Consider the following 22,127-nt stretch of genomic DNA (forward strand, 5'->3'; position numbering starts at 1 on the left):
CGCCCGGCTGCAGCGCAGCGCGGAACGGGCGACGGCGGGCGGACAGCGACCGGGGACGTCAGAACGTTCCCCGGATCCCGAGCAGGATCGTGCGTCCCGGCTCGTAGTAGTCGTAGGTCACGTTGTCGTACTCGAGCACGCTGCGCTGCTGCTTGTTGGTCAGGTTGATGACGTTCAGCGTGACCTGCGGGCTGCTCGGCAGCGCGGAAAACGTGTAGCCCGCCGACAGGTCGAGCTGGCCGCGCTTGAGCACCCGGTGCTGGGCGTAGTTGATGCCGCCCTCGTTGTTGCCGCGGGCGCGTACCGCGAAGCCGTCGCTCCAGTTGTAGGACAGGCGCACCGAGGCGACGTCGTTCTCCCAGTAGGTGGTGGCGTTCCACATCCTCGGGGCGATGCCGAACAGGTTGCCTTCCAGCTCGTCGGCCTCCTGGCCGGTGGGCTCGAGATCGATGTCGGTGTAGTTGGCCATGAAGCCCAGGCCGTCGAACACGAAGTCGAGCGGCTGCACCCAGATCGCCTCCCAGCCCTGGATGTCGAGGGTGGCGTCGGCGTTGACCTGCTGGCGCACGTTGATCGGCGCATCCAGGCCGCCGTTGGCGTCGAGCGCGGCCCGCTGGTTGTCGGTCAGATCGTCGATCGAGATGCCGAGATCGCGGAACGGGATCACGTTGATCCCCTGGTAGGTGTAGCCGGAGATGCGCTTGTTGAACAGGCTCAGGGCGACCATGCCCTCGCCCCCGGTGTACCACTCCGCGCCCAGGTCGACGTTGGTCGACAGGTAGGGCGAGAGGTTCGGGTTTCCCTGGTCGGCGATCTCCGCCGAGGGATCCGAGAAGGTGGTCGCCGGCAGCATCGAACGCGGGTTGGGGCGGGTCATCGTCCGGGAGCTGGACAGGCGCAGCACCACGTCCTCGGCCACGTCCCAGGCTGCGCTGAACGATGGCAGCCATTCGTCGTAGCCGCCTTCCAGGCTCTGCCACTGGCGCACGCCGCCCAGTACCACCGGGCCGCTGATCTCCTGGTCGGTGTCGACCCAGCGCACGCCGGCGTTGAAGCGCAGGTTGCGGTTCCAGATGTCGGCCTCGCCGTTGACCTCGACGTAGGCGGCGAAGTTGGTCTCGTCCACGGCGCCGGCGGCCGCGCCCACCGACTGCGAGGTGTTGACCTCCGGCGCCTCGTCGCTGAACTGGCGGTAGTTGGTGGCAGCGAAGAACGCGTCGAAGTCCATGGTGATGAAGCCGTGCGGGCCCGGCCGCAGGAAGCTCGCCAGATCGGCGTCGGAGACGGTCTCCAGCACATGCGCCTGCCATGCCGCGCTGTTGTCGAAGGCGTTGATGGTGCGGCTGAAGCGGTCGTAGGCCACGCCGACCTTGATGTTGCGCCGGTCCTCGCCCAGCTGCAGGTCCGCGCGCAGGCGGCCGGCCTCGGTCACGCGCTTTTCGTTGTTGACGTTCACCCGCCCGCCGGCCCAGGTCCAGCCGGCGTTGGGATCGTTGAGGTCGAGCCCGCCGGTGGTCCAGGTCGGCTCGGAGCCGTCGTTGGTGTAGTCGACGGTGGTGAAGGGCGACATCGGCAGGATGGTCGGCGACTCGCGGAAGAACCAGCTGCGGCTCCAGTTGCCGGCCACGTCGAGCTTGATGTCCTCGTTCTCGCCGAACCAGAGGGTGGCGCCCGGATTGACGTTCCAGTACTGCACCTCGTCCCGGTACGGACGCGCCTCGAGGAAGAACTGCGCGTTGACCAGGGTCGCGCTGGTGACCACGCCGTTCTCGTCGAGCTGCATGTCGGTCGGCAGGAAGCCGACCGGGCCGAAGGTGCGCCCGACCAGGTTCATGTCGATGCGGTCGTTCTGGTACTTCGCCCTGGAGTACAGCGAGTCCAGGTAGAAGTGCATGCGGTCGCTGGGCCGCCATTCCAGCGAGCTGATGACGGCGTCGCGGTCGCGGTCGCCGGACATGTCCACCGGCCGGCCCAGGCGCGGGAACAGCGCCTCGGTGATCTGGCCGATGTCCAGGCCGGGGTTCTGCGCCATCAGCCAGGCCGCGTCGACCGTGTCGCCGGGCGTCAGCCCCGCCCCGCGCGTGGAGGCGTTGTCCGGCACGGTGTTCGGCATCTGCAGGCTGCCGCCGCCGCCCGGGTTGCACTCGGCGGGACGGGTGGTGAGCGGATCCACGTCGTCGGGCGCATCCAGCCCGCACTGCTGGTAGTTCAGCGACGGGTTCATCCAGCCGATCGATTCCCAGCCGCGCACGGAGAGCCGGCTGCGTACCGACGCCACGCCGAACAGGGCGCCGAAGGTCCCCTCGTCGTTGGTCCAGCTGTAGATCGCCGAGCCGCGCGGGCTGATCTTGTCGCCGATGCTGTTGTGGTCGAGCTGCAGCGAGTAGTTCAAGTGCTGTCCCGGGTTGTCGAACGGGCGCGCGCTGCGCATGTCGACCACGCCGGAGACGCCGCCCTCGGGCAGGCTCGCCTGCGGCGACTTGTAGACCGTGAGCTGGTTGAAGAACTCGGTCGGGAACAGGTTGAGGTCGACCTCGCGGTTCTGGTTGCCGCGGTTCAGGCCGATCGACGCGGTGGCGGCCTCGCCGCCGTTGATGATGGTCTTGGTGAAACTCTGCGGCAGGCCGCGGATGCCGATGTTGAGGCCTTCGCCGTTGACGTCGCGGTCGAGCTGGATGCCGGGGATGCGGTTGAGCGACTCGGCGATGTTGAGGTCGGGGAACTTGCCGATGTCCTCGGCGAAGATCGAATCGGTGAAGCCGGTCGAATCGCGCTTGGCGTCGGTCGAGAACTGCAGGCTGCGGCGAAAGCCGGTCACCACGATCGAATCGAGCTCGGTGACCTCGGTTGGCGCCTGCGCCTGCGCCTGCTGCGGCTCGGGCGCCTGCTGCACCTGGGTGTCGGCCTGCGTAGCGGTCTCGGCCTGGGTCTGGGCGAGGACCGGGGCGCATGCCAGGCCCAGGATCGCCAGCCCCAGCGCGCGCGACAGCGCGGTTCTTGGATAGTTGCTCTGCACCATACTCCCCTCCCGTTTCTGGTGTCGGTGCGGGCCGGCGATATGGTTCGCCGTTCCCGCGGATTTGGGTTGTCCTGCCTTCTGCTGCGTATCCCTGTTGGTTCTGCTGATGGAGCGTTTCGCGATGCGTTCCGACCCGTCCGCGCGGGACGGGTCGCAGCGGATGTTAGCGCTCCCATGATGGTCCCGCAAGTGCATTCGCGAGAGACGCGACGCATACCTGAAACCCGCGTTTTTCAGCTGAAAAACCCTGTTTTGGCGTTTTTGATCGCTCGGCAGATTCATGCTGCATTGCCGCATTGTCCTGCCGCGCAATGCTGTGCTAATGATAGCGATACCACCAAACGATCCGCCGCAGGCGCCAGGCCCGGGAGGGGGCGTGCGATGAGGCCAGACGAACATTGCGCGCGCGCGCGCGGCGGCGGCCCTGCGCACGATCCGCGCAGCCCCGCGCCCCGCGCGCCGGATGCGGGAGGCCGCGCATGAGCGGCGTTCCCGCCGTCGTTCCGCCGATCAGCAGATACCGCTGGGTCATCTGCGCCCTGCTGTTCTTCGCCACCACCATCAACTACGTCGACCGGGCCGTGCTCGGCGTGCTTGCGCCGACGCTGCGCACCGAGTTCGGCTGGACCGACCAGGACTACGGCGTGATCAGCGCCTCGTTCACCCTGGCCTACGCCATCGGTTTTCTCGTCGCCGGCTGGTTCATCGACCGGGTGGGAACGCGCATCGGCTACAGCGTCTATCTCACCGTGTGGTCGTTGGCCGCGGCGGCGCATGCGCTGGCGAAGTCCGTGGTGGGCTTCAGCCTCGCGCGCTTCGCGCTGGGCCTGGGCGAATCGGGCAACTTCCCCGCCGCCATCAAAACCGTCGCCGAGTGGTTCCCGAAGAAGGAGCGTGCGCTCGCCACCGGCATCTTCAACGCCGGCTCCAACGTCGGCGCCATCGTCGCCCCGCTGGTGGTGCCCTGGCTCGCGCTGACCTGGGGTTGGCGCACCGCGTTCGTCGCGACCGGCCTGGCCGGGCTGGTGTGGCTGCTGTTCTGGTGGCCGGTCTACCGGCGCCCGGCGCAGCACCCGAAGGTGTCCAGCGCCGAGCTCGCGCACATCGAGAGCGACCCGCCCGACCCGCCGGGCCGGACCCGCTGGGCGCGGCTGCTGCGGTTCCGCCAGACCTGGGCGTTCGCGGCCGGGAAGTTCCTGACCGACTCGATCTGGTGGTTCTACCTGTTCTGGTTCCCGCTGTTCATGGCCGACCGCTTCGGCGTGGACCTCAGGACCATCGGGCTGCCGATGGTCACCGTGTTCCTGCTGGCCGACGTCGGCTCTGTGGGCGGCGGCTGGCTGAGTTCGGCGCTGATGAAGCGCGGCTGGAGCGCCAATGCCGCGCGCAAGACCACGATGCTGGCCTGCGCACTGTGCATCCTGCCGGTCGTGTTCGCCCCGCACGTGGAGGGCCAGTGGGTCGCGGTGTGGCTGATCGGTCTGGCCGCCGCCGCGCACCAGGGCTTCTCGGCCAACCTCTTCACCCTCACTTCCGACATGTTCCCGCGCTCGGTGGTCGGCTCGGTGGTGGGCATCGGCGGCTTCGCCGGGGCCATGGGCGGCTTCTGCATCAACCTCGGCGCGGGCTGGCTGAAGCAGCACACCGGCAGCTACGCGGCGATGTTCGCCATGGCCGGCTGCGCCTACCTGACCGCCCTGCTCGTCATCCACCTGCTGGTCCCGCGCCTGGCGCCGGCGCGCCTCGAAGGCGGTGCGCCACCCCCCTCGACTCCCGGAGGCTCCCGACGATGAACACGCCCCTGGCCCGCCTGCTCGCGGCGACCCTGGTGCTCCCGCTGGCGCTGGCCGCCTGCGGCCCGCGCGACGCGCCCGACCCTGACGGTCCACCGCCCGAAGCCGACGCCGGAGCGCCCACAGCCACCGCGCTCGCCGCCGGCCAGGAGAAGTTTCTCGGCAGCGCGCACAGCCCGCCGCAGGCGGACGACTTCGCCGTCTACTGGAACAAGGTGACGCCGGAGAACGGCGGCAAGTGGGGCGAAGTGGAGGCCGAACGCGACGTCATGGACTGGACCGCGCTCGACGCCGCCTGGGGCACGGCGCAGGCGCACGGCCTGCCGTTCCAGATGCACGTGATGGTCTGGGGCAACCAGCAGCCCGAATGGATCGAGGCGTTGCCCGTCGAAGAACAGCGCGCCGAGATCGAGGAGTGGTTCGCCGCGGTGGCCGCGCGCTATCCGGGCATCGACTACGTCGAGGTCGTCAACGAGCCGCTGAACGATCCGCCGTCGAAGGACGACGAGGGCGGCGGCAACTACGTCCAGGCCCTGGGCGGCGACGGCGCGAGCGGCTGGGACTGGATCCTGGAAGCGTTCCGCCTGGCGCGCGAGCACTTCCCGACCTCGCGGCTGATGATCAACGAGTACAGCATCACCAACGATCCGGACGCCACCGCCCGGTACCTGGAGATCGTGCGCCTGTTGCAGGCCGAGGGGCTGATCGACGCGATCGGCGTGCAGGGCCATGCCTTCTCGACGACCACCGAGACGCCGATGTCGGTGCACCGCGCCAACCTCGACGCGCTGGGCGCGACCGGGCTGCCGGTCTACGTGACCGAACTCGACGTCGACGGCCCCGACGACGACACCCAGCTGCGCGACTACCAGCGGATCTTCCCGGTGTTCTGGGAGCACCCGGCGGTGCGGGGAGTGACGCTGTGGGGCTTCCGGCCGGGGCTGTGGCGCCAGGAGCAGGGTGCGTATCTCGTGCGCGAGGACGGCAGCGAGCGGCCGGCGCTGGCGTGGCTGCGGCGCTACGTGCGCGGGGAGGTCTCCGCACCGCGGCAGGACGCCGAGGAAGCATCCCCGGCCGGCGGCGACGCGGGCGGCGCTCCGGAATGAGCGCGGCGGCGCCCCGCACCGCGGCAGGACTCCGTCCGGACGTTCCCCGCTCCGCGACGTCCTGGTGGCGCCCGACGGCGGCCATCGTCCTGGCGCTCGCCCTGGCGCTGGCGGCGTCGGGCCCGGCGCGGGCAGCGGCGGCGGACTGCGACCGGCCAGCCGCCGTCTGCGAACGCGCCGTCGCCGCCGCGCTGCCGCTGGTCGACGGCGGCGTGCCGGCGACGGTGTATGCGGACGAGAGCGATTTCCCGGCCGTACTGCGCGCCGCGCGCGACCTGCGGGCCGATCTGTCCGCCGTGGCGGGCAGAGAAGCGGGATTTTCGACCGCGGCGGATGCGACCGGCCGCACCGCGATCATCGTCGGCACCCTCGGCCACAGCCCGCGCGTGGACCGCATCGTCCGCGAGCGGGGCATCGATACCGCCGCGCTGACCGGCCGCTGGGAGGCCTACCTGATCCAGGTGGTCGACGCGCCCGAGCCGGGCATCGAACGCGCGCTGCTGATCGCCGGCGCCGACCGCCGCGGCGCCATCTTCGGCATCTACGAGCTCTCGCGGCGCATCGGCGTCTCGCCGTGGACGTGGTGGGCCGACGTGCCCCCGCCCCGCGCCGCGAACCTGCACATCGCGCCCGGCCGCTTCATCGACGCGCCCGGGGTGAAGTACCGCGGCATCTTCATCAACGACGAGGATCCGGCGCTCGGCGGCTGGATCCGCGAGACCTACGGCAGCGCGAACCACCGGTTCTACGAGCGCGTGTTCCAGCTGATCCTGCGCCACAAGGCCAACTACCTGTGGCCGGCGATGTGGCTGCCGCGCGCGTTCTACGACGACGATCCGCGCAACGCCGAACTGGCCGACGAGATGGGCGTGGTGATCGCCACCACCCACCACGAGCCGATGATGCGCGCCCATGCGGAATGGGAGAAGTACGGCGAGGGGCCGTGGGACTACGCCCGCAACCGCGAGCGCCTGCAGGGGTTCTGGCGCGGCGGCATCGAGCGCCTGGCCGGCCGCGAGGCGGTGGTCACGCTGGGCATGCGCGGCGATGGCGACGAGGCGATGACCGAGGGCACGGCGATCGAGTTGCTCGAGCGCATCGTCGCCGACCAGCGCGCGATCATCGCCGAGGTCACCGGCCGGCCGGCCGCGGAGACGCCGCAGGTGTGGGCCCTCTACAAGGAAGTGCAAGACTATTTCGACCAGGGCATGCGCGTGCCCGAGGACGTCACCCTGCTGTTCGCCGACGACAACTGGGGCAACATCCGCCGGCTGCCCGAACCGGGTGCGGCGCGCCCGGGCGGCTACGGCGTGTACTACCACTTCGACTACGTCGGCGGGCCGCGCAACTACAAGTGGCTCAACACCGTCCAGGTCGAGCGCGCCTGGGAGCAGATGCGGCTGGCGTGGGCGCACGGCGTGGAACGGATGTGGATCGTCAACGTCGGCGACATCAAGCCGATGGAGCTGCCGATCAGCGCCTTCCTCGACCAGGCCTGGGATCCGGACGCGGCCGACCTGGCGTGGATCACCGGCTATCCGGCCGCCTGGGCCGCAGAACAGTTCGGCGACGCGCATGCCCGGGACATCGGCGAGATCCTGACCCGCTATACGCAGTACAACGCCCGGCGCAAACCGGAGCTGCTGGCGCCGGAGACCTGGAGCCTGCTGCACGACGGCGAGGCGGGCCGGGTCATCGCCGAATGGGACACACTCGAGGCGCGCACCCTCGCGCTGGCGAAGCGCCTGCCCGCCAGCCATCGCGACGCGTACTTCCAGCTGGTCGAGTACCCGGTGCTGGCCAGCGCCAATCTCAACCGCATGTACGTCGCCGCTGCCCGCAACCGGCTGTACGCGGCGCAGGGGCGCGCTTCGGCCAACCATTGGGCCGACGAGGCCCAGCGGCTGTTCGAACGCGATGCAGAGCTGCAGCGCATCTACGAGCGCGAGATCGCCGGCGGCAAGTGGATCCACATGATGTCGCAGCCGCGGATCGGCTATACCCACTGGCAGCAGCCCGAACGCAACGTAATGCCGCCGCTGGTGCAGGTGGACGTGCCGACCCGCGGCGTGACCGGAGTGGCGGTGGAAGGCGACGCGCGGCCCTGGCCGCAGCGCGCCGCGTCGCCGCGGCTGGCGCCGCTCGATCCGGTGGGTGCGCCCGCGCGCGAGGTCGTGGTGTTCAACGGCGGCGCGGAGCCGGTCGGCTTCACGGCACGGACATCGGAAACATGGCTGCAGGTATCGCCCGCAGAGGCCGAGGTCGACGATGCGCAGGCGCTGGAACTGGCCGTCGACTGGGCTCGACTGCCCGAAGGCGAGCACGAGGCCGTCCTCGCCATCCGCGGCAGCGACCGCACCGAGGTCTACGTGCAAGTGCCGGTGCGCAAGCCGCCGGCGCACCGCGGCGCGCGCGGGTTCGTGGAGGGCGACGGCGTGGTCGCCATCGAGGCCGCGCACCATGCCCGCGCAGTCGCCCCCGCCGGCGCCGAATGGCAGGCGATTCCCAACCTCGGCCGCACCCTGTCCGGGATGACCCTGTGGCCGGCCACCGGTAGCGCCCTGACGCCCGGCGGCGACGGCGCGCACCTGGCCTATCCGCTGGTCATGGACGCCGCAGGCGAGGTCGAGGTACGCGTCGTGCTGTCGCCGACGCTGGACTTCCGCAACCGCGGCGGGCTGCGCTACGCGGTCTCGGTCGACGACGAGCCGCCGCAGCTGGTGAACGTGCGCCTGGACCCGACCCCAGGCGACCGCGATTTCCGGGCATGGGAGCACGCCGTGATCGACAGCGTGCACGTGGCGAGCTCGCGCCACCACGTCGCTCCCGGCGCCAATACCCTGAAACTCTGGGCGGTCGACCCGGGGCTGGTGTTCCAGCGCATCGAGGTCGTCGCCGACCCGCGCCCGCGCGGTACGCTCGGCCCGGTGGAGAGCCGGCGCCGCTGATGCGGCCGGGCCCCGACCCCGGTTCGTCCCGCGTCCCCCCGTTCCAACCGGTGCGCAGCGGGACGGCAGGCACCCCCCATCTCGATCCCGACCGAACGCCATGACCCCCAGCCCGAAGCCACTGACGCTGAACCCGGACCGCCTGTTCCCGTCGGACCCGACGCAACGCGCGATCGCGCGGCGCCTGTACGCCGAGGTGACGTCGCTGCCGATCATCAGCCCGCATGGACATACCGACCCGTCCTGGTGGGCCACCGACGCACCATTCGCCGACGCCACGGAACTGCTGCTGGTGCCCGACCACTACGTGTTCCGGATGCTCTACAGCCAGGGGGTCCCGCTCGACGCGCTCGGCATCCCGCGCGCCGACGGCTCGCGTGCGGCAGTCGATCCGCGCGCGGCCTGGCGCCTGTTCTCGGAACGCTTCCACCTGTTCCGCGGCACGCCCTCGTCGATGTGGCTGAACCACGTTTTCCACGAGGTGTTCGGGCTGCGCGTGCGGCTCGGCGCCGACACCGCAGACCTCTACTACGACGCGATCACCGAGGCGCTGCAGACCGATGCCTTCCGCCCGCGCGCGCTGTTCGAGCGCTTCGACATCGAGGTCATCGCCACCACCGAGTCGCCGCTCGATCCGCTCGCCCATCACCAGGCGATCCGCGACAGCGGCTGGGGCGGCCGGGTCGTCACCGCCTACCGGCCCGACCCGGTGATCGACCCGGAACACGAGCAGTTTCCGGCAGCGCTGGAGCGCTTCGGGGAGATCACCGGCGAGGACGTCCACGACTGGGACGGCTACCTGCGCGCGCATCGCCAGCGCCGCGCGTTCTTCGCGGCGATGGGCGCCACCTCGACCGACCACGGCCACCCCAGCTGCGCCACCGCGGACCTGGCGCCGGCGCAGGCGCGGGCGCTGTTCGCCCGCGTCGTCGCCGGCAAGGCTAGTACCGCGGACGCCGAACTGTTCCGCGCCCAGATGCTCACCGAGATGGCGGCGATGAGCCTGGACGACGGCCTGGTGATGCAGATCCACCCCGGCTGCTTCCGCAACCACAACCGCGGGCTGTTCGAACGCCATGGCCGCGACAAGGGCGCCGACATCCCGCTGCGCACCGACTACGTGCACGCGCTCAAGCCGCTGCTCGACCGCTTCGGCAACGAGCCGGCGTTCCGACTGATCGTGTTCACCCTCGACGAGAGCACCTACGCGCGCGAGCTGGCGCCGCTGGCCGGGCACTGGCCCTGCCTGTTCCTCGGCCCGGCCTGGTGGTTCCACGATGCCCCCGAGGGGATGTGGCGCTTTCGCGAGCAGACCCTGGCGAGCGCCGGCTTCTACAACACCGTGGGCTTCAACGACGACACCCGCGCGTTCCTGTCGATCCCGGCGCGCCACGACGTCGCCCGGCGCATCGACTGCGCGGTGCTGGCGAAGCTGGTGGCGGAGCACCGCCTGGACGAGGACGAGGCCGCCGAGGTCGCCGTCGATCTCGCCTACCGCCTGCCCAAGCGGGCGTACAACCTGTGAGGCGCGGCCCCGCCGGCTCGGCGGCGATTCCGGGTGTTGCGACCCGCGCGGGCTTTCGCGTGCACGGTACGCTCCTACGCAGTGCCGGCATCCCGGACGGGAGGCGCCGACCCCGTAGGAGCGGCCCATGGCCGCGAAGGCCGCGGGTGCTCCCGCCGGGGTCGAAGGCGATCCCGGGCAGTGCCACCCACACCTGCTTGAGACCACCGATCGCCACTGCGTCGCACGCCATCGATCGCCATGGAGGCGCCCCATGATCCACCGCCACAATGCGCTGCCCACCGTGCTCGCCCTCGCACTGACCCTGGGCGGTGCCAGCGCCGGCGCCATCGCCCGCGCCGCCGAGCCCCCGCAGACCCTCAGGCAGGCATACGCCGACGCCTTCCTGATCGGAACCGCGGTCAACGAGGACATCGTCTCCGGCCGCGACGCCCGCGGCCAGGCATTGGTCCCTTTGCACTTCAACGCGATCACCGCCGAGAACGTGATGAAGGCGGAAGTGCTCCACCCCGAACCCGGACGCTGGGACTTCTCCGCCGCCGACGCCTTCGTGGAATTCGGCGAACGGCACGGCATGTTCCTGGTCGGCCACACCCTGGTCTGGCACAACCAGACCCCGGCCTGGTTCTTTCAGGGCGACGACGGCAGGCCGGCCGATACGGATACGATGCGCGAGCGCATGCGCGAGTACATCCGCACCGTCACCGGGCGCTACGCCGGGCGCGTCGACGCCTGGGACGTGGTCAACGAAGTCATCGGCGAGGATGGCGCCTACCGCGACACCCTGTGGGTGCGCGCCTACGGCGGCGACGGCGATGCGCTGGTCCGCGACGCCTTCCGCTTCGCCAGCGAGACCGCGCCCGATGCCGCGCTCTATTACAACGATTTCAACGCCTGGCGCCCGGAGAAGCGCGACGGCATCGTGCGCATGGTCGGGATGCTGCAGGCCGCCGGGATCCGCATCGACGGCATCGGCATCCAGGGCCACTGGGGCCTGAATTTCCCCTCCACCGATCACATCGAAGCGGCGATCGACGCCTATGCCGCGCTCGGGCTGAAGGTGATGGTGACCGAACTCGACGTCGACGTGCTTCCGCTGACGAAGGAAGGCCAGATCATCGGCCAAGGCATGATGCATCCACAGTTCCAGCTGCCCGAGTTCGAGCGCTTCCTCGACCCCTATCGCGACGGCCTGCCGCCGGACGTGGAGCAGCGGCTCGCGGACCGCTATGCCGAACTGTTCCGCATCTTCCACGGCCGTCGCGACAAGCTGCACCGCGTCGCGGTGTGGGGCGTGGACGACGGAATGAGCTGGAAGAACGACTATCCGATTCCCGGCCGCACCAACTACCCGCTGCTGTTCGATCGGGAGCATCGGCCGAAAGCCGCGCTCGAGGCGGTGTTGCGTGTCCGCGATGCCGCCGACCAGCTTCAGCGCGCGCGCCAACGCTCACGCGACTGATGTCCGCCCTAGCGGTTGCGCTGGCGCGGCGCTTCGGTCTCACGGCGTGTCGACGAGGCATCGGCGGCGATTTCCTTCAACGGCACCTCTCCCACCGCCAGCGCGCGCTCGACCCGGATCGTGCCGCCGGCCTCGTGCAGCCGGGCCTCGAGCTGGCGGTAGTCGTCGCACCACAGCGTCTCGATGTCGCGGTCGCGCCCGCGGTCGCGGGCCGCGTCGAAGGCCACCGCGCGCATCTGCAGGCGCCCCGTTGCCGCCTGCCCGCCCACCTCGACGCCGTAGCCCGGTATCGCAGCCTTGCGCAAGGCCAGGCGGCCGCTCTCGGCCCAGGCCGTTTCCATGCCTTCGCGCACTTCGTAGCCCAATCCCGCCAGCGCCTCGAGAACCGTCTCCCGGCGCAGCCGCGCGGCCAACTCGCCGGCGGCCGCGTCCACGATCTCCCTGCAGCGGGCCGCGAGCGCTTCGACGCGCGCGGCATCGCCCGCCGATTCGCAGGCTTCGGCTTCCGCCAGCAGCGCCGCGGCGGCGTCCGAATCGAGAAACGGGGCCGCCTCCGCGGCCAGCAGGGCCATCTCGGCGGTGCGGTCGCGCAGCCGCGCCTGCGCGCGCGAGGCCTCCGCCAGCTCCAGCAACAGGCTGTCCAGCATCAGATTGCGCCGGTCGTCGTCGGGGGCGCGCTCCATGGCCTCGAGCCGGGCAATGAACGGCGCCGCAACCGCTTCTTCAGCCAGCACCTGCAGCTCCGAGATGTGGCGGTCGATGTGCGTCAGGCGCGCATCGCGCGACGCGTCCGGTCCGGCCCGCCACTCCTCGGACGCGTGCGGCCGTCCGCCGGGCCCGAGCGCGGCCGCCAGCGCCCGTTGGGCTTCATTCAGTCCGCTTGCCGCGGCTTCCGCGGACGCTTCGGCCAGCCAGGCGAAGGCCTCGTTCAAAGCCGCCTCCTGCACGGCCTCGTCGGCGCCACGCAACCGCTCCGCCAGTGCCATCGCCGCCGCGGAGCCATTCGCCGCCAGCGCCGCCAGCAGCGCGCGCCGGTTCTCGTGTCTGCGCCGCCGCGTCGCCCGCACCGCCGCGGCGCGACTCACGGCCTGCCCTTCGCGCTCGGCAAGGTCGGAGCGCAGGAAGTCGCGCTCCCGCGTCGCCGCAGCCTGCAATTCGTCGAACCGGTCCTCCGCCAGCAGCGCGCGCAACGCGGCGATGCGGTCCGCCGCCGCCGCTCGCGATGCCTCGTCTAGTCCGCCCAGGGTCGCGGCCCTGGCCTGCCAGGCCGCGGCGACGCGCTCGACCTCCCGCAGCCGCCGCTCGCCGGCGGCGACCATTTCCTCCCGGGTGACGACGCGCACGACTTTCGGGCCGCTCATGATGAAACTCCTCTCAGCGCGTTGGCGATGGCGGCGGCCAGGTCGGCCCGGGCGCCGTCCGGATCACGGTACCAGTGCAGCACCGGCACGCGATGCAGGTGCGGGATGGCCTTGCCGAGCACCTTCGGACGCCAGATCTCCCGGGCCCGCGCGTGCGCGAGCAGCGGATGCCGCGGTCCACCGCACTCGATGCCGATGGCGTACAGGCCGCTGGCCGGATCCTCGATGGCGAAGTCGAGCGCGAAGGCGTCGTCGCCGCCGACAGCCACCGGCGCGTGCCCGAGGGACCGGATGAACGCCCCCACGGAACGGCTGAATCCATCGCCAGGACCCGTCCCGCCCTCGACGGCCCCGACCTCGGCGGGGTGCAGGCGCGAGAGCAGCGCGCGGGCACCCGGGAAATCCCCCGAGCTCAGCATCCGCGCGTAGGCCAGCCAGCCCTGGAGGTAATCGCGGGGCGTGCCGGGCGGGCGGCGCGTGACGAGGAAGTCGGCGACGTCGGCCACCGGCATCGAGCTCATCACCAACATCTTCTTGCGTGCGCGCGTCACCGCGACGTTCAGGCGCCGTTCGCCGCCGTGCTGCCCGAGCACGCCGAAGTTGCGGCGGAACACGCCGCGCGGATCGCGCCCGAAGGTGGTGGAGAAGACGATCACGTCGCGCTCGTCTCCCTGGACGTTCTCGACGTTCTTGACGAACACGGCCATGTCCTCGCCGTCCTGCTGACGGTTGCGCTCCTCGTCCCATACCCGCCGAAAGTCCTCGTCGACTTCCGCGCGTTCTTCCATCAGGTCTTCGATCAGGTCCGCCTGTTTGCGATTGAAGGTCACCACGCCCACCGAGGGCCGGTCAGCGGCCGGCCGCCGCCACAGGGCGGCCAGCCACTCGACCACGGCCTGCGCCTCCTCGGCGTTGGTCTGCTGCCGGTAGACGCCGTCGATCTGGCGCCACTCCAGCGGCTGCGTGGCCAGCACCGTTGCGTCCGGATGGCGCACGGGCACGTTCAGGCGATTGCGGTAGAAGGCGGCGTTCGAATAGCCGATCAGCTCGCGATAGCCGGAGCGGTAGTGGATCTGCAGGGTCTTCCCCGGCAGGCTACCCCGCGCGAGCTGCAGCAGGTCGGGACAATCCTTGATCTCGCGCCGGTTCCATTCCTCTTCGCGCGCCTCGCGCTGCGCCTGCTCGTCGAGATCGTCGGCGACCTCGTCCTCGTCCGCGTCGCCCTCGCCGTCGTCGAGCCTGCTGGAGAAGAACGCCGTGGGCGGCATCTGCTTCTCGTCGCCGCTGACCACCGCGACCCGGCCCCGGTAGAGCGTCGGCAGCGCGTACTCGACCGGCATCTGCGACGCCTCGTCGTAGATCACCGTGTCGAAAAGACCCGGCTCCAGCGGCAGGACCCGGCTGGCCACGTCCGGGTTCATCAGCCACACCGGCTTGAGCCGCATCAGCCCGATCGCGATGCCTTCGACCAGGAACTCGCGCAGGCGGCGCGTCCGCGCACCGCGCAGCCGGGTGATGTCCTCCCACTGCCTGCGAGTGCCGATCTCGGCGGGATCGACGCGCGAGGCCAGGTGCCGGCGGTTCAGATCGCGCATCTCGGCTTCGGCCTCGGCCAGCCGGGAGATCCGCGCGTCGTGTTCGCCCGCCTCGAGCAGCAGCTGCGGGTGCTTGCGCTCGATGGCCTGTTTCCACGCCAGCCGGGCTTCACGGTTCAACAGGCGCCGGAACGTCCTCTCCAGGCGCTCCGGATCGATCCTGTCCAGGGTCTCCTGCATCGGCCGCAGGTGCGCCAGGAGCGCCAGTTCGTCCTCGCGCAACTGCGCCGCCCGCGTCCGGAACTGCTGGTAGGCAACGAGATCGGGCAGCGCGTCGTGAATCGGGCCACGCAGCGACGCGGTCCCTGCGTTGCCGAGGATGCTGTCCCGGAACTGCGATGCCGGCGCGTCCTGCAGCCAGGGCGCGAGTTCGCCGAGCCGTTCCAGGCTGGCCTGGCGGGCGGCATGGCGCTGCAAGGCGGCCTGCACCTCCTCCAGCCAGCGGTCCAGCGCCTCGCGGCCGCCGCCCGCGGCGGTGTCGGCGCGGGACGGGTCGGGTGCGCGCGACAGGCGCACGGCCGTCTCGCGGGCCTCGCGCAGATGGCGCAGGGTTTCGGCGCCCTGCATGGCCAGGCCGGGACCGCTGTCGGGCGCGGGCGGCGGCACCATCAACTGCTGGTGGACGACGGTCAACGCGGCGCGCGATGGACGCCATGCGGTTTCCAGCCCGGCCGCCGCGGCCAGGCCGACGACGGCATCGCGATCGCCCGTTTCGCCTTGTTCGCGCAGGAAACGCCCCACGCGCGCGCGGCCGAACCAGCGCAGCGGATTCAGACGGGCCAGACGCGTGGCCGGGGCGAGGATCCGTTGCGCCTGCCGATGCAGATCGGCGAGGCGGGCCGCGGGCAGGGCGCTGAGCGCCGGCGACAGGCGGACATGCCAGGCGCTGCCGTCGGCCGCGTCCAGCGCCTCGCCGAGCGCCTCGAGGCGGGCGATCAGCTGGTCGCCGACGGCGTTTCCGCGGAACAGCGGCAGCCAGCGCGCCAGACGCTGTCGCTGGCCTTCCTGCAGCGCGCGCAGCGTCGCCGCATGCTCGGCCAGCCAAGCGCGGTGGGGAGCGGGATCCTCGATCTCGAACGAGGACGGGTTTGCCGCGAGCACCCGCTCGCGCTCCGCCTCGGCCGCCGCGAAGCCGCCGAACGCCTGCGCGAACGCCGCACGGCTGGCCTCGTCCGTTTCGAAGGCGCGCAGCTGCGCCAACGGGCTGCCTTCGTAGCGCGCGGGCAACCACCAGCGCACCAGCGGCGCGCAGCTTTCCTCGAGCCGCGCGAGTGCAGCGATGTCCAGGCCGGCCAGGTGCGGACGCAGCGCCGGGAAGTCCGGCGGAGGGGAATCCGCCTCCAGCTCCATCAACTCGGCCAACAGCTGCCGCCACGCCAGTCCGCAATCCTCGTCCACGCGGTATTGCGACCGGTGGTGGTGATCGAGTTCGCCCTCGAGCGCTTCGATCCTCGCCGCCAGCCGCTCGCGCCGGCCAGCGACGTCCGTCGGCGGCGGTTCGCGGAGCAGCGCTTCCACCTGCTCGCGAATCGCGCGGATCGTCGGCTCGCGGTCGCGGTTGACGTCGTTCAGCATGACTACCCGTTCGCCCAGCCCTTCGGCGATCAGGCGCTTGTGCACCACTTCCAGCGCCGCGTGCTTCTGGCAGATCAGCAGCAGGGTGCGGCCGTTGCCGATCGCGTCGGCCACGATGTTGACGATGGTCTGGCTCTTGCCCGTACCGGGGGGGCCTTCGATCGCCAGGCCCGGGGAACGGGCGGCTTCCGCCACCGCCGCCTCCTGTGACGGATCGCTCTGGGCGGTCAGGAAACGCTGCGCCTCGGGCGCCCTGCCGTCCGCTGCCGCGGTTCCGCCCTCGCGCAGGCGCAGCAGCGTCTCCAGCCCGGTTCCACCGGGCGGGCGCTGCTGCAGCTGCCGCAGCTCCTCACCCACGGCCTGGCCCATGAACGCGGCATGGAACAGGACGGCCGCGCAGGCCAGCGCCTGCTGTCCCGGCTCCAGCTCGACGCTCGGCGGCGGCAGCGCCGCCAGGGTCCGGGTGCGCGCTTGCGCGAGCATGCCGAAGGCGTCCATCACGTCCGCCGCGGTCAGCGCCGAGCGCCGCAGCAGGTCTTCGGCCACCTTGAGCCAGCGCGCGCGCTCCTCGCTGCCGAGCAGGCCCTCGAACGCCGGATTGAGACGCACCTCCTCGCGCCCGCTGTCGAACCCGACCCGCGCCTGGGACCGTCGGCCGACCGGCAGCTCGAGCCCGACCGGCCAGAGCAGCACCGGTGCGATGCGGGTCCGCACGTGCCCGCGCGGATCGCGCACCAGCAGGAACGGAAATCCCAGGTACAGTCCGTCGATGCCGGTGTCGCGCTCGTACAGGCTGCGGTTGCGCTCGAGCACGTGCAACCGGTGCCGCAGCAGCGGAGTGGCATCCAAGGCGGCCGGGTCGACGACCAGCGACTGCCCGCCGCGCTGGAGCAGCGCATCCAGCAGCGCGGCCGCCGGCCGCCGAGGGCTGTCGAGCTCGACCAGATCGATGCGGGAACTGTTGCGGGCGATGCCCATCCGCACCAGCGGGCCGCGCAGCGCCGCGTTCGCGACCTTCTTGCCGAAGAAGTCCAGCAGCTCCGAGACGTACTGCTGCTTCCTCGGCTCCACCCAGCGGTCCACCGGCACCGCCAGCAGGACCAGCGCATCGGCGATGGGCAGCCGTCGCTGCACCCGGTACCGGCCCGCCCAGCCGTCGACCTCGGCGATGCCGCAGCTGGCGAAGCCCTGCAGGCGCCCCTCGACCTCCTGCCAGATCGCCCGGCGGCCCTGCTGCAGCCAGGCCGCGGCCGCGTCCCGCCCGAACCCGTCGATGCCGATGCGCCGGGCGGTCCTGGCCGCGTCGTCCAGCAGGCTGTCCGCGGACTGGAACTGGCCGATGTCGGCCGCCAGCAGCACGATCAGGTCCTCCTCGCCGAGCATCGCCCGCTCGGCCAGCGACTGAATGCCGGCATGCGGGCTGTCCGGGAGCAGCGACTGCCTTGCCTGCCAATGCGCCGCCAGGCGGGCGCGGGAGGTGGACAGGGCGAGGATCCGGAACTGCGCCTCGTCCAGGGCGATGCCGCGGTGCTTCGCCCGCTCGCGCAGGCCGGCCAGGCGCGCCTTCATCCGCGGCAGCCAATGCTCCGGCTGGCGATGGGCCAGCAGGTCGGGCGCGTCGCTGGCGACCAGCCGCCATCCTTCCTCGGGCCGTTCCAGCAGCCAGCCGGGACTGAGGATCCGGCCGCGATGGATCAGCGGCATCTCGGGGTTGAGCCAGACCAGGGCCAGCATCAGCCGGAAGTCGTCGTCCAGCGCCTCGTGCCGTGCCAGGTGCCGCAGCGCGGCCAGGGCCTGCGCATCCAGGCCGACCCGCTCCGCCCAGGTCGCCAGTCGCCCGCGGCGCAGCTGCTCCGCCGCCTCGTCCCAGTGCTGCGCTTCGCCTGCAGCGAGTGCGTACGGCCGGGTGCTGCGATAGGTCCGGCCACCGAGCGCGATGCCCTCCCCCCTGTCGTCGTCGCTGGCCTGCCGCCGGGCCGGTGGCGCCGGCGGCGAGGCGCCCGCCAGCCACGCCTCGACTTCGCGCCACTGCCATCGCTGGTGATGGTCGTACGCCAACAGGCCGCGAAACAGCAGCGCCAACTCCGGCGGCAGCTCCTCCGGCAGCGGCACGCCATGCGCCAGCACGTGGATCAGCCAGGCGTTCGGATGGACATCGCCGAAACACGCCCCACCCGTCGCCTGCTCGAGCAGCAGCATGCCCAGGCTCCACCAGTCCGACGCCGCCGCCACGCCGCCCGCCACCGCCTCGGGCGCCATGTAGCGGCTGGTCTCCAGCGGCGCCACCAGGTCGAGGTCGAACGCGGAAAGCTGCGCCGAGCCGAAGCCGCCGATCACCAGGTCCAGAGGCTCGCGTTCCCGCACCAGGATGGCCTCGGGGCGCAGATCGCGATGGCGCAGGCCTACCTCGGCGAAGGCATGCAGCGCCGACCCGAGTTCGCGAAGTACGTGCCGGATCGAGGCGATATCGCGCGAATGGATGCCGAGATCGGCCAGGGTCCCACCCGGGAGCGCCTCCATCGCCTCGAAGGCGCGGTCGTCCCAGCGGCCGGTGGCGAGCAGTTCCGGCACATAGTCCCGCGACAGCCGGCCCACCGCCTCGTACACGTCGGGATCGGGCTCCGCACCTGCGCAGTAGAGCGTCAGCACCGCCTCCCTGCCGCTGTCGTCGTGCACGGCGCGGTATCGCTCCCGCACGCCCGCGGTCTCGGCGATGCGGGCCAGCAGCCGCCAGCCCTCGATCACGGTTTCCGCACCGGCCGCCGCCGGCGGCGCGGAACCGGTCGCCGCGACGCCGGAGTCGGCAGGGTCGCCGGACGCAGGTTCGGCGCCGCACAGCATGCAGATGAGGTCGTCCGGCTCGATCGCGTGGCCGTTGCGGCAGCGGACCCCGGATGGCGCCGCCGCGGGCTCCAGCGCCGGCGCCTTCCCGTCCCCGGTCACCACCGTGGCCGGCCGCCAGCCGCGCGGATGGATCGGCTCGCCCGAGAGCACCCATCCGCACGCCCCGCCTCCGCTCACCGGGCCGCAGCAGAATTGCTCTTCGAGCGGGCGCTCGCTCTCGCAGCCCGGACACCAGCGCATCAGCTCCATTCGGCGTCCCCGGCGGCATGCTGGCTGGTACCTGCGCGGTGGCCGGCGGACCGCAGCGCCTCGCGCAGGCGCTGCAGATCGTCGCGGCGCGGGATGCCGGCCATCCACACGGTTCCGGACGCATCGAACATCAGGTCGAGTGCGGGAGTACCGCCGGACTGCGGCGTATCGAACGCGGCGAATCGACGCTCGCCGAGTGGCGTCAGGCGATGCAGGCGCTGGTTGTCGCTACCGCGCAGCGGCAGGCTCTGCGCCTCGTCGCGCAGGTAAGGGCCGCTGATCAGCGCATCGATCAGGCCGGGCATCCGCGCCAGGAGCGGCTGCAGGTGCGCATGTCCGTAGCCGCTGTAGACCAGGATGTCGACGTCGGTCCGCGCGCGCAGTCGCCGCAACAGCCGCTCCAGCGCGTCGGCCTGTTCGAACGGTTCGCCGCCGGAGATCGTGACGCCGTCCGCTTCGGCCAGCCACGGCCCGATGTCCTCCACCAGGGCGTCGACCGCGATCCGCCGCCGCCCCGGCCCCCAGGTATCGGCCGATACGCAGCCGGGGCAGCGGATGCTGCAGCCCTGGAACCAGATGCCGACGCGGCGGCCCGGCCCGAGCGCGGTCACCGGGAAATGCACGCGCGAAAGCGAGAGCGTGGGGCTCACGAGCGCAGCAGCTCCAGTCCGTCGGCATCCAGACGGGTGATGTCGAAGCGCTCGCCCGCGACGGCGTCCATGTCGAACAGCCGGCGGGCCAGGGGATTGATCAGGTGGACCTCGAGCTGGTTGCGGATCCCGCGGCCGCCGTTGGAGAGATCCGCCAGGCAGAGGCCGCGCAGGCTCTCGCGGGCCGCCGCCGCCAGGGAGACCTGCATCGCCTGCGCGGAGAGGTCGGCGAGCGTGGCGTCCACCATCTGGTCGAAGATCTGTCCGGCGACGTCCGGGCGGATGAAGTCGAAGACGATGATGTTCTCGCCGATGCGGTTGAGGATCTCGGGGCGATTGAGCACCAGCTTGAAGTGGCGCTCGATCTCTTCGCGCACCTTGGCCTGCACCTGCGCGAGCGGCTCGTGGGGAGACACGTTCGCCACCCTCGCCCCGTGCTCGTCCTGGCGGTAGATGCCGAGGTTGGAGGTGAAGACGATCAGGCTCTCCGAGAAGTACACCCGGTCGCCGCGCCCGGAAGTGAGCACGCCGTCATCGAGAATCTGCAGGAACTTGTCGAGGATGCGCGGATGCGCCTTCTCGATCTCGTCGAACAGGACGACGCTGAAGGGCTTTTCGCGGATGGCGTTGGTGAGTTCCCCGCCCACGTCGTAGCCCACGTACCCCGGCGGCGCGCCGATCAGGCGCTGGTCGGCATGCTCGGCGCTGAATTCCGACATGTCGAAGCGGATGTAGGCGTTCTCGTCGCCGAACAGCAGATGGGTGACGGTCTTGGCCAGCTCGGTCTTGCCCACGCCGGTCGGGCCCGCCAGGAAGGCGATCCCGCGCGGCCGGCTGCCCTTGCGGCTGCTCCCCACGCCGGTCACCGCACGCTTGACGAGATCGAGCATGTGGGTGACCGCATGGTCCTGGCCCTTCACCCGCCTGCGGATGAAGCCGTCGGCATCGCGGATGCGCGCGCGGTCGATGCGCAGCCACGGGTCCTCGGTGACGCCCACCTTGTACCGGCGCACCGCATCGCCGATGCGCGACACCGGCAGCGCTTCCACCCGCGCCAGTTGGGCGATGGCCTGCAGATCGGCCAGCAGCAGCCCCTCGGTGCCCTCGACGAAGTCCTGCGCGGCCTGCTGCAGCGGATCGGCTCCCGCCTCCGCTGCACCTGGCAAGCCTCGCAGCAGCGCCGGCACCAGGGCGCCACGAACCCGCTGATCGGGCCTGGCCACCGGGATGTGCCGCAGCCGCGGGTTGTCCACGGTCAGCCAGTCCGGCAGGTCCCCTTCCTTCTCCACCACCCAGAACACGTTGTTGAAGAACGGCTTGCGCTCCGCCCCGATCGGACGGGTCCGGGCGCGATGCGAGAGCACCAGCGCCTGGGTAAAGAAGCGATGCTCCACATCGCTCAAGCTCTCGCTGCGCACTACCAGCCGCGATGCGAAATCGACCACCAGCGCGATAGCCCCTCCTTCATGGCTGGCCAGCCGCTGCAGCGTCGCGCCAAGCAGGTCGATGCCCGCGGGTGCACCCGACCCGCCCCCTTGGAGCCCAAGCGCCTCCAGGAGCGCCCGGCCCTCCGCGGGGTCCTCTCCCGGCTGGTCCAGCACTTCGAAGCCTTCGAGCGGCCCCCACATCAGCACATGGCGGAATCCGGCGGCGCGCAAGGCATCGCGCAGGCAGTGCTCGAACGGCTGCGCGGTCACGATCCCCGGCGCTACCTCCGCCGCCTGCAGGTCGCGCACGTTGCCTGATAGTACGAACTGACTCTTTAGCGGCAGGAATCGCAGCAGGTCGCGCAACCAGCGCGGTGTCTCGAACGGCATATCCATGTTCGCTCCCCGGTCCAGGTGATTCTAGGCAACTTTGCCCGATTGCGGCGGATGCCGTCGCGCGCTGACCGGCTCGGCTGTTATCGCTATCATCGGCTCGTCCGGTCCGCCGTCCCAAGGAGATGCCGATGCCTGCTCGCCCCCTACCGCTGCTGGCCGCTGCGCTCGCGGCCTCGT

Annotated in this window: 10 protein-coding genes; 5 read left to right on the forward strand and 5 right to left on the reverse strand. The window is 71.2% G+C overall.

Annotation, left to right across the window (positions count from 1 at the left end; genetic code table 11):
• Positions 1-58: 58 nt before the first annotated feature.
• Positions 59-3,016: a TonB-dependent receptor gene (locus tag H0E84_RS03445; RefSeq protein WP_180677311.1), complete on the reverse strand. Its 2,958-nt coding sequence runs from the start codon at positions 3,014-3,016 to the stop codon at positions 59-61.
• A gap of 482 nt (positions 3,017-3,498) precedes the next feature.
• Between H0E84_RS03445 and H0E84_RS03450 the strand changes: the two genes are divergently transcribed.
• From H0E84_RS03450 to H0E84_RS03470, 5 genes are all read left to right on the forward strand, one after another.
• A complete protein-coding gene (locus H0E84_RS03450) occupies positions 3,499-4,812 on the forward strand; it encodes an MFS transporter (protein ID WP_180677232.1) in 1,314 nt (437 codons plus the stop codon).
• The gene (locus H0E84_RS03455) at positions 4,809-5,918 is read left to right on the forward strand and encodes an endo-1,4-beta-xylanase (protein WP_180677233.1); all 1,110 of its coding nucleotides are present in this window, start codon (positions 4,809-4,811) and stop codon (positions 5,916-5,918) included. Before H0E84_RS03450 ends, H0E84_RS03455 begins: the two co-directional genes overlap by 4 nt.
• Positions 5,915-8,866, forward strand: coding sequence for a glycosyl hydrolase 115 family protein (locus H0E84_RS03460; protein WP_180677234.1), 2,952 nt, complete (start codon positions 5,915-5,917; stop codon positions 8,864-8,866). The genes H0E84_RS03455 and H0E84_RS03460 overlap by 4 nt, the downstream gene beginning before the upstream one ends.
• A gap of 100 nt (positions 8,867-8,966) precedes the next feature.
• Positions 8,967-10,391: a glucuronate isomerase gene (uxaC, locus tag H0E84_RS03465; RefSeq protein WP_180677235.1), complete on the forward strand. Its 1,425-nt coding sequence runs from the start codon at positions 8,967-8,969 to the stop codon at positions 10,389-10,391.
• A 253-nt stretch (positions 10,392-10,644) separates the two neighbouring features.
• Entirely contained in the window at positions 10,645-11,853 is a 1,209-nt protein-coding gene (locus H0E84_RS03470; protein ID WP_180677236.1) for an endo-1,4-beta-xylanase, read from the forward strand.
• 8 nt (positions 11,854-11,861) lie between these two features.
• Here the strand turns inward: H0E84_RS03470 and H0E84_RS03475 are convergent, their stop codons facing one another.
• The 4 genes from H0E84_RS03475 to H0E84_RS03490 are packed head-to-tail and all read right to left on the reverse strand — an operon-like array spanning position 11,862 to position 21,950.
• Complete coding sequence (locus H0E84_RS03475) at positions 11,862-13,214, reverse strand: hypothetical protein (protein WP_180677237.1); 1,353 nt, start codon at positions 13,212-13,214, stop codon at positions 11,862-11,864.
• Positions 13,211-19,468 (reverse strand): AAA domain-containing protein, encoded by a 6,258-nt coding sequence (locus tag H0E84_RS03480; protein ID WP_219339573.1) that lies wholly within the window; start codon positions 19,466-19,468, stop codon positions 13,211-13,213. Before H0E84_RS03480 ends, H0E84_RS03475 begins: the two co-directional genes overlap by 4 nt.
• Entirely contained in the window at positions 19,468-20,127 is a 660-nt protein-coding gene (locus H0E84_RS03485) for a 4Fe-4S cluster-binding domain-containing protein (protein ID WP_180677238.1), read from the reverse strand. Before H0E84_RS03485 ends, H0E84_RS03480 begins: the two co-directional genes overlap by 1 nt.
• Complete coding sequence (locus H0E84_RS03490) at positions 20,124-21,950, reverse strand: AAA family ATPase (protein WP_257644044.1); 1,827 nt, start codon at positions 21,948-21,950, stop codon at positions 20,124-20,126. Before H0E84_RS03490 ends, H0E84_RS03485 begins: the two co-directional genes overlap by 4 nt.
• Positions 21,951-22,127 lie beyond the last annotated feature (177 nt).

Source organism: Luteimonas salinisoli (assembly GCF_013425525.1).
Lineage (GTDB): Bacteria > Pseudomonadota > Gammaproteobacteria > Xanthomonadales > Xanthomonadaceae > Luteimonas > Luteimonas salinisoli.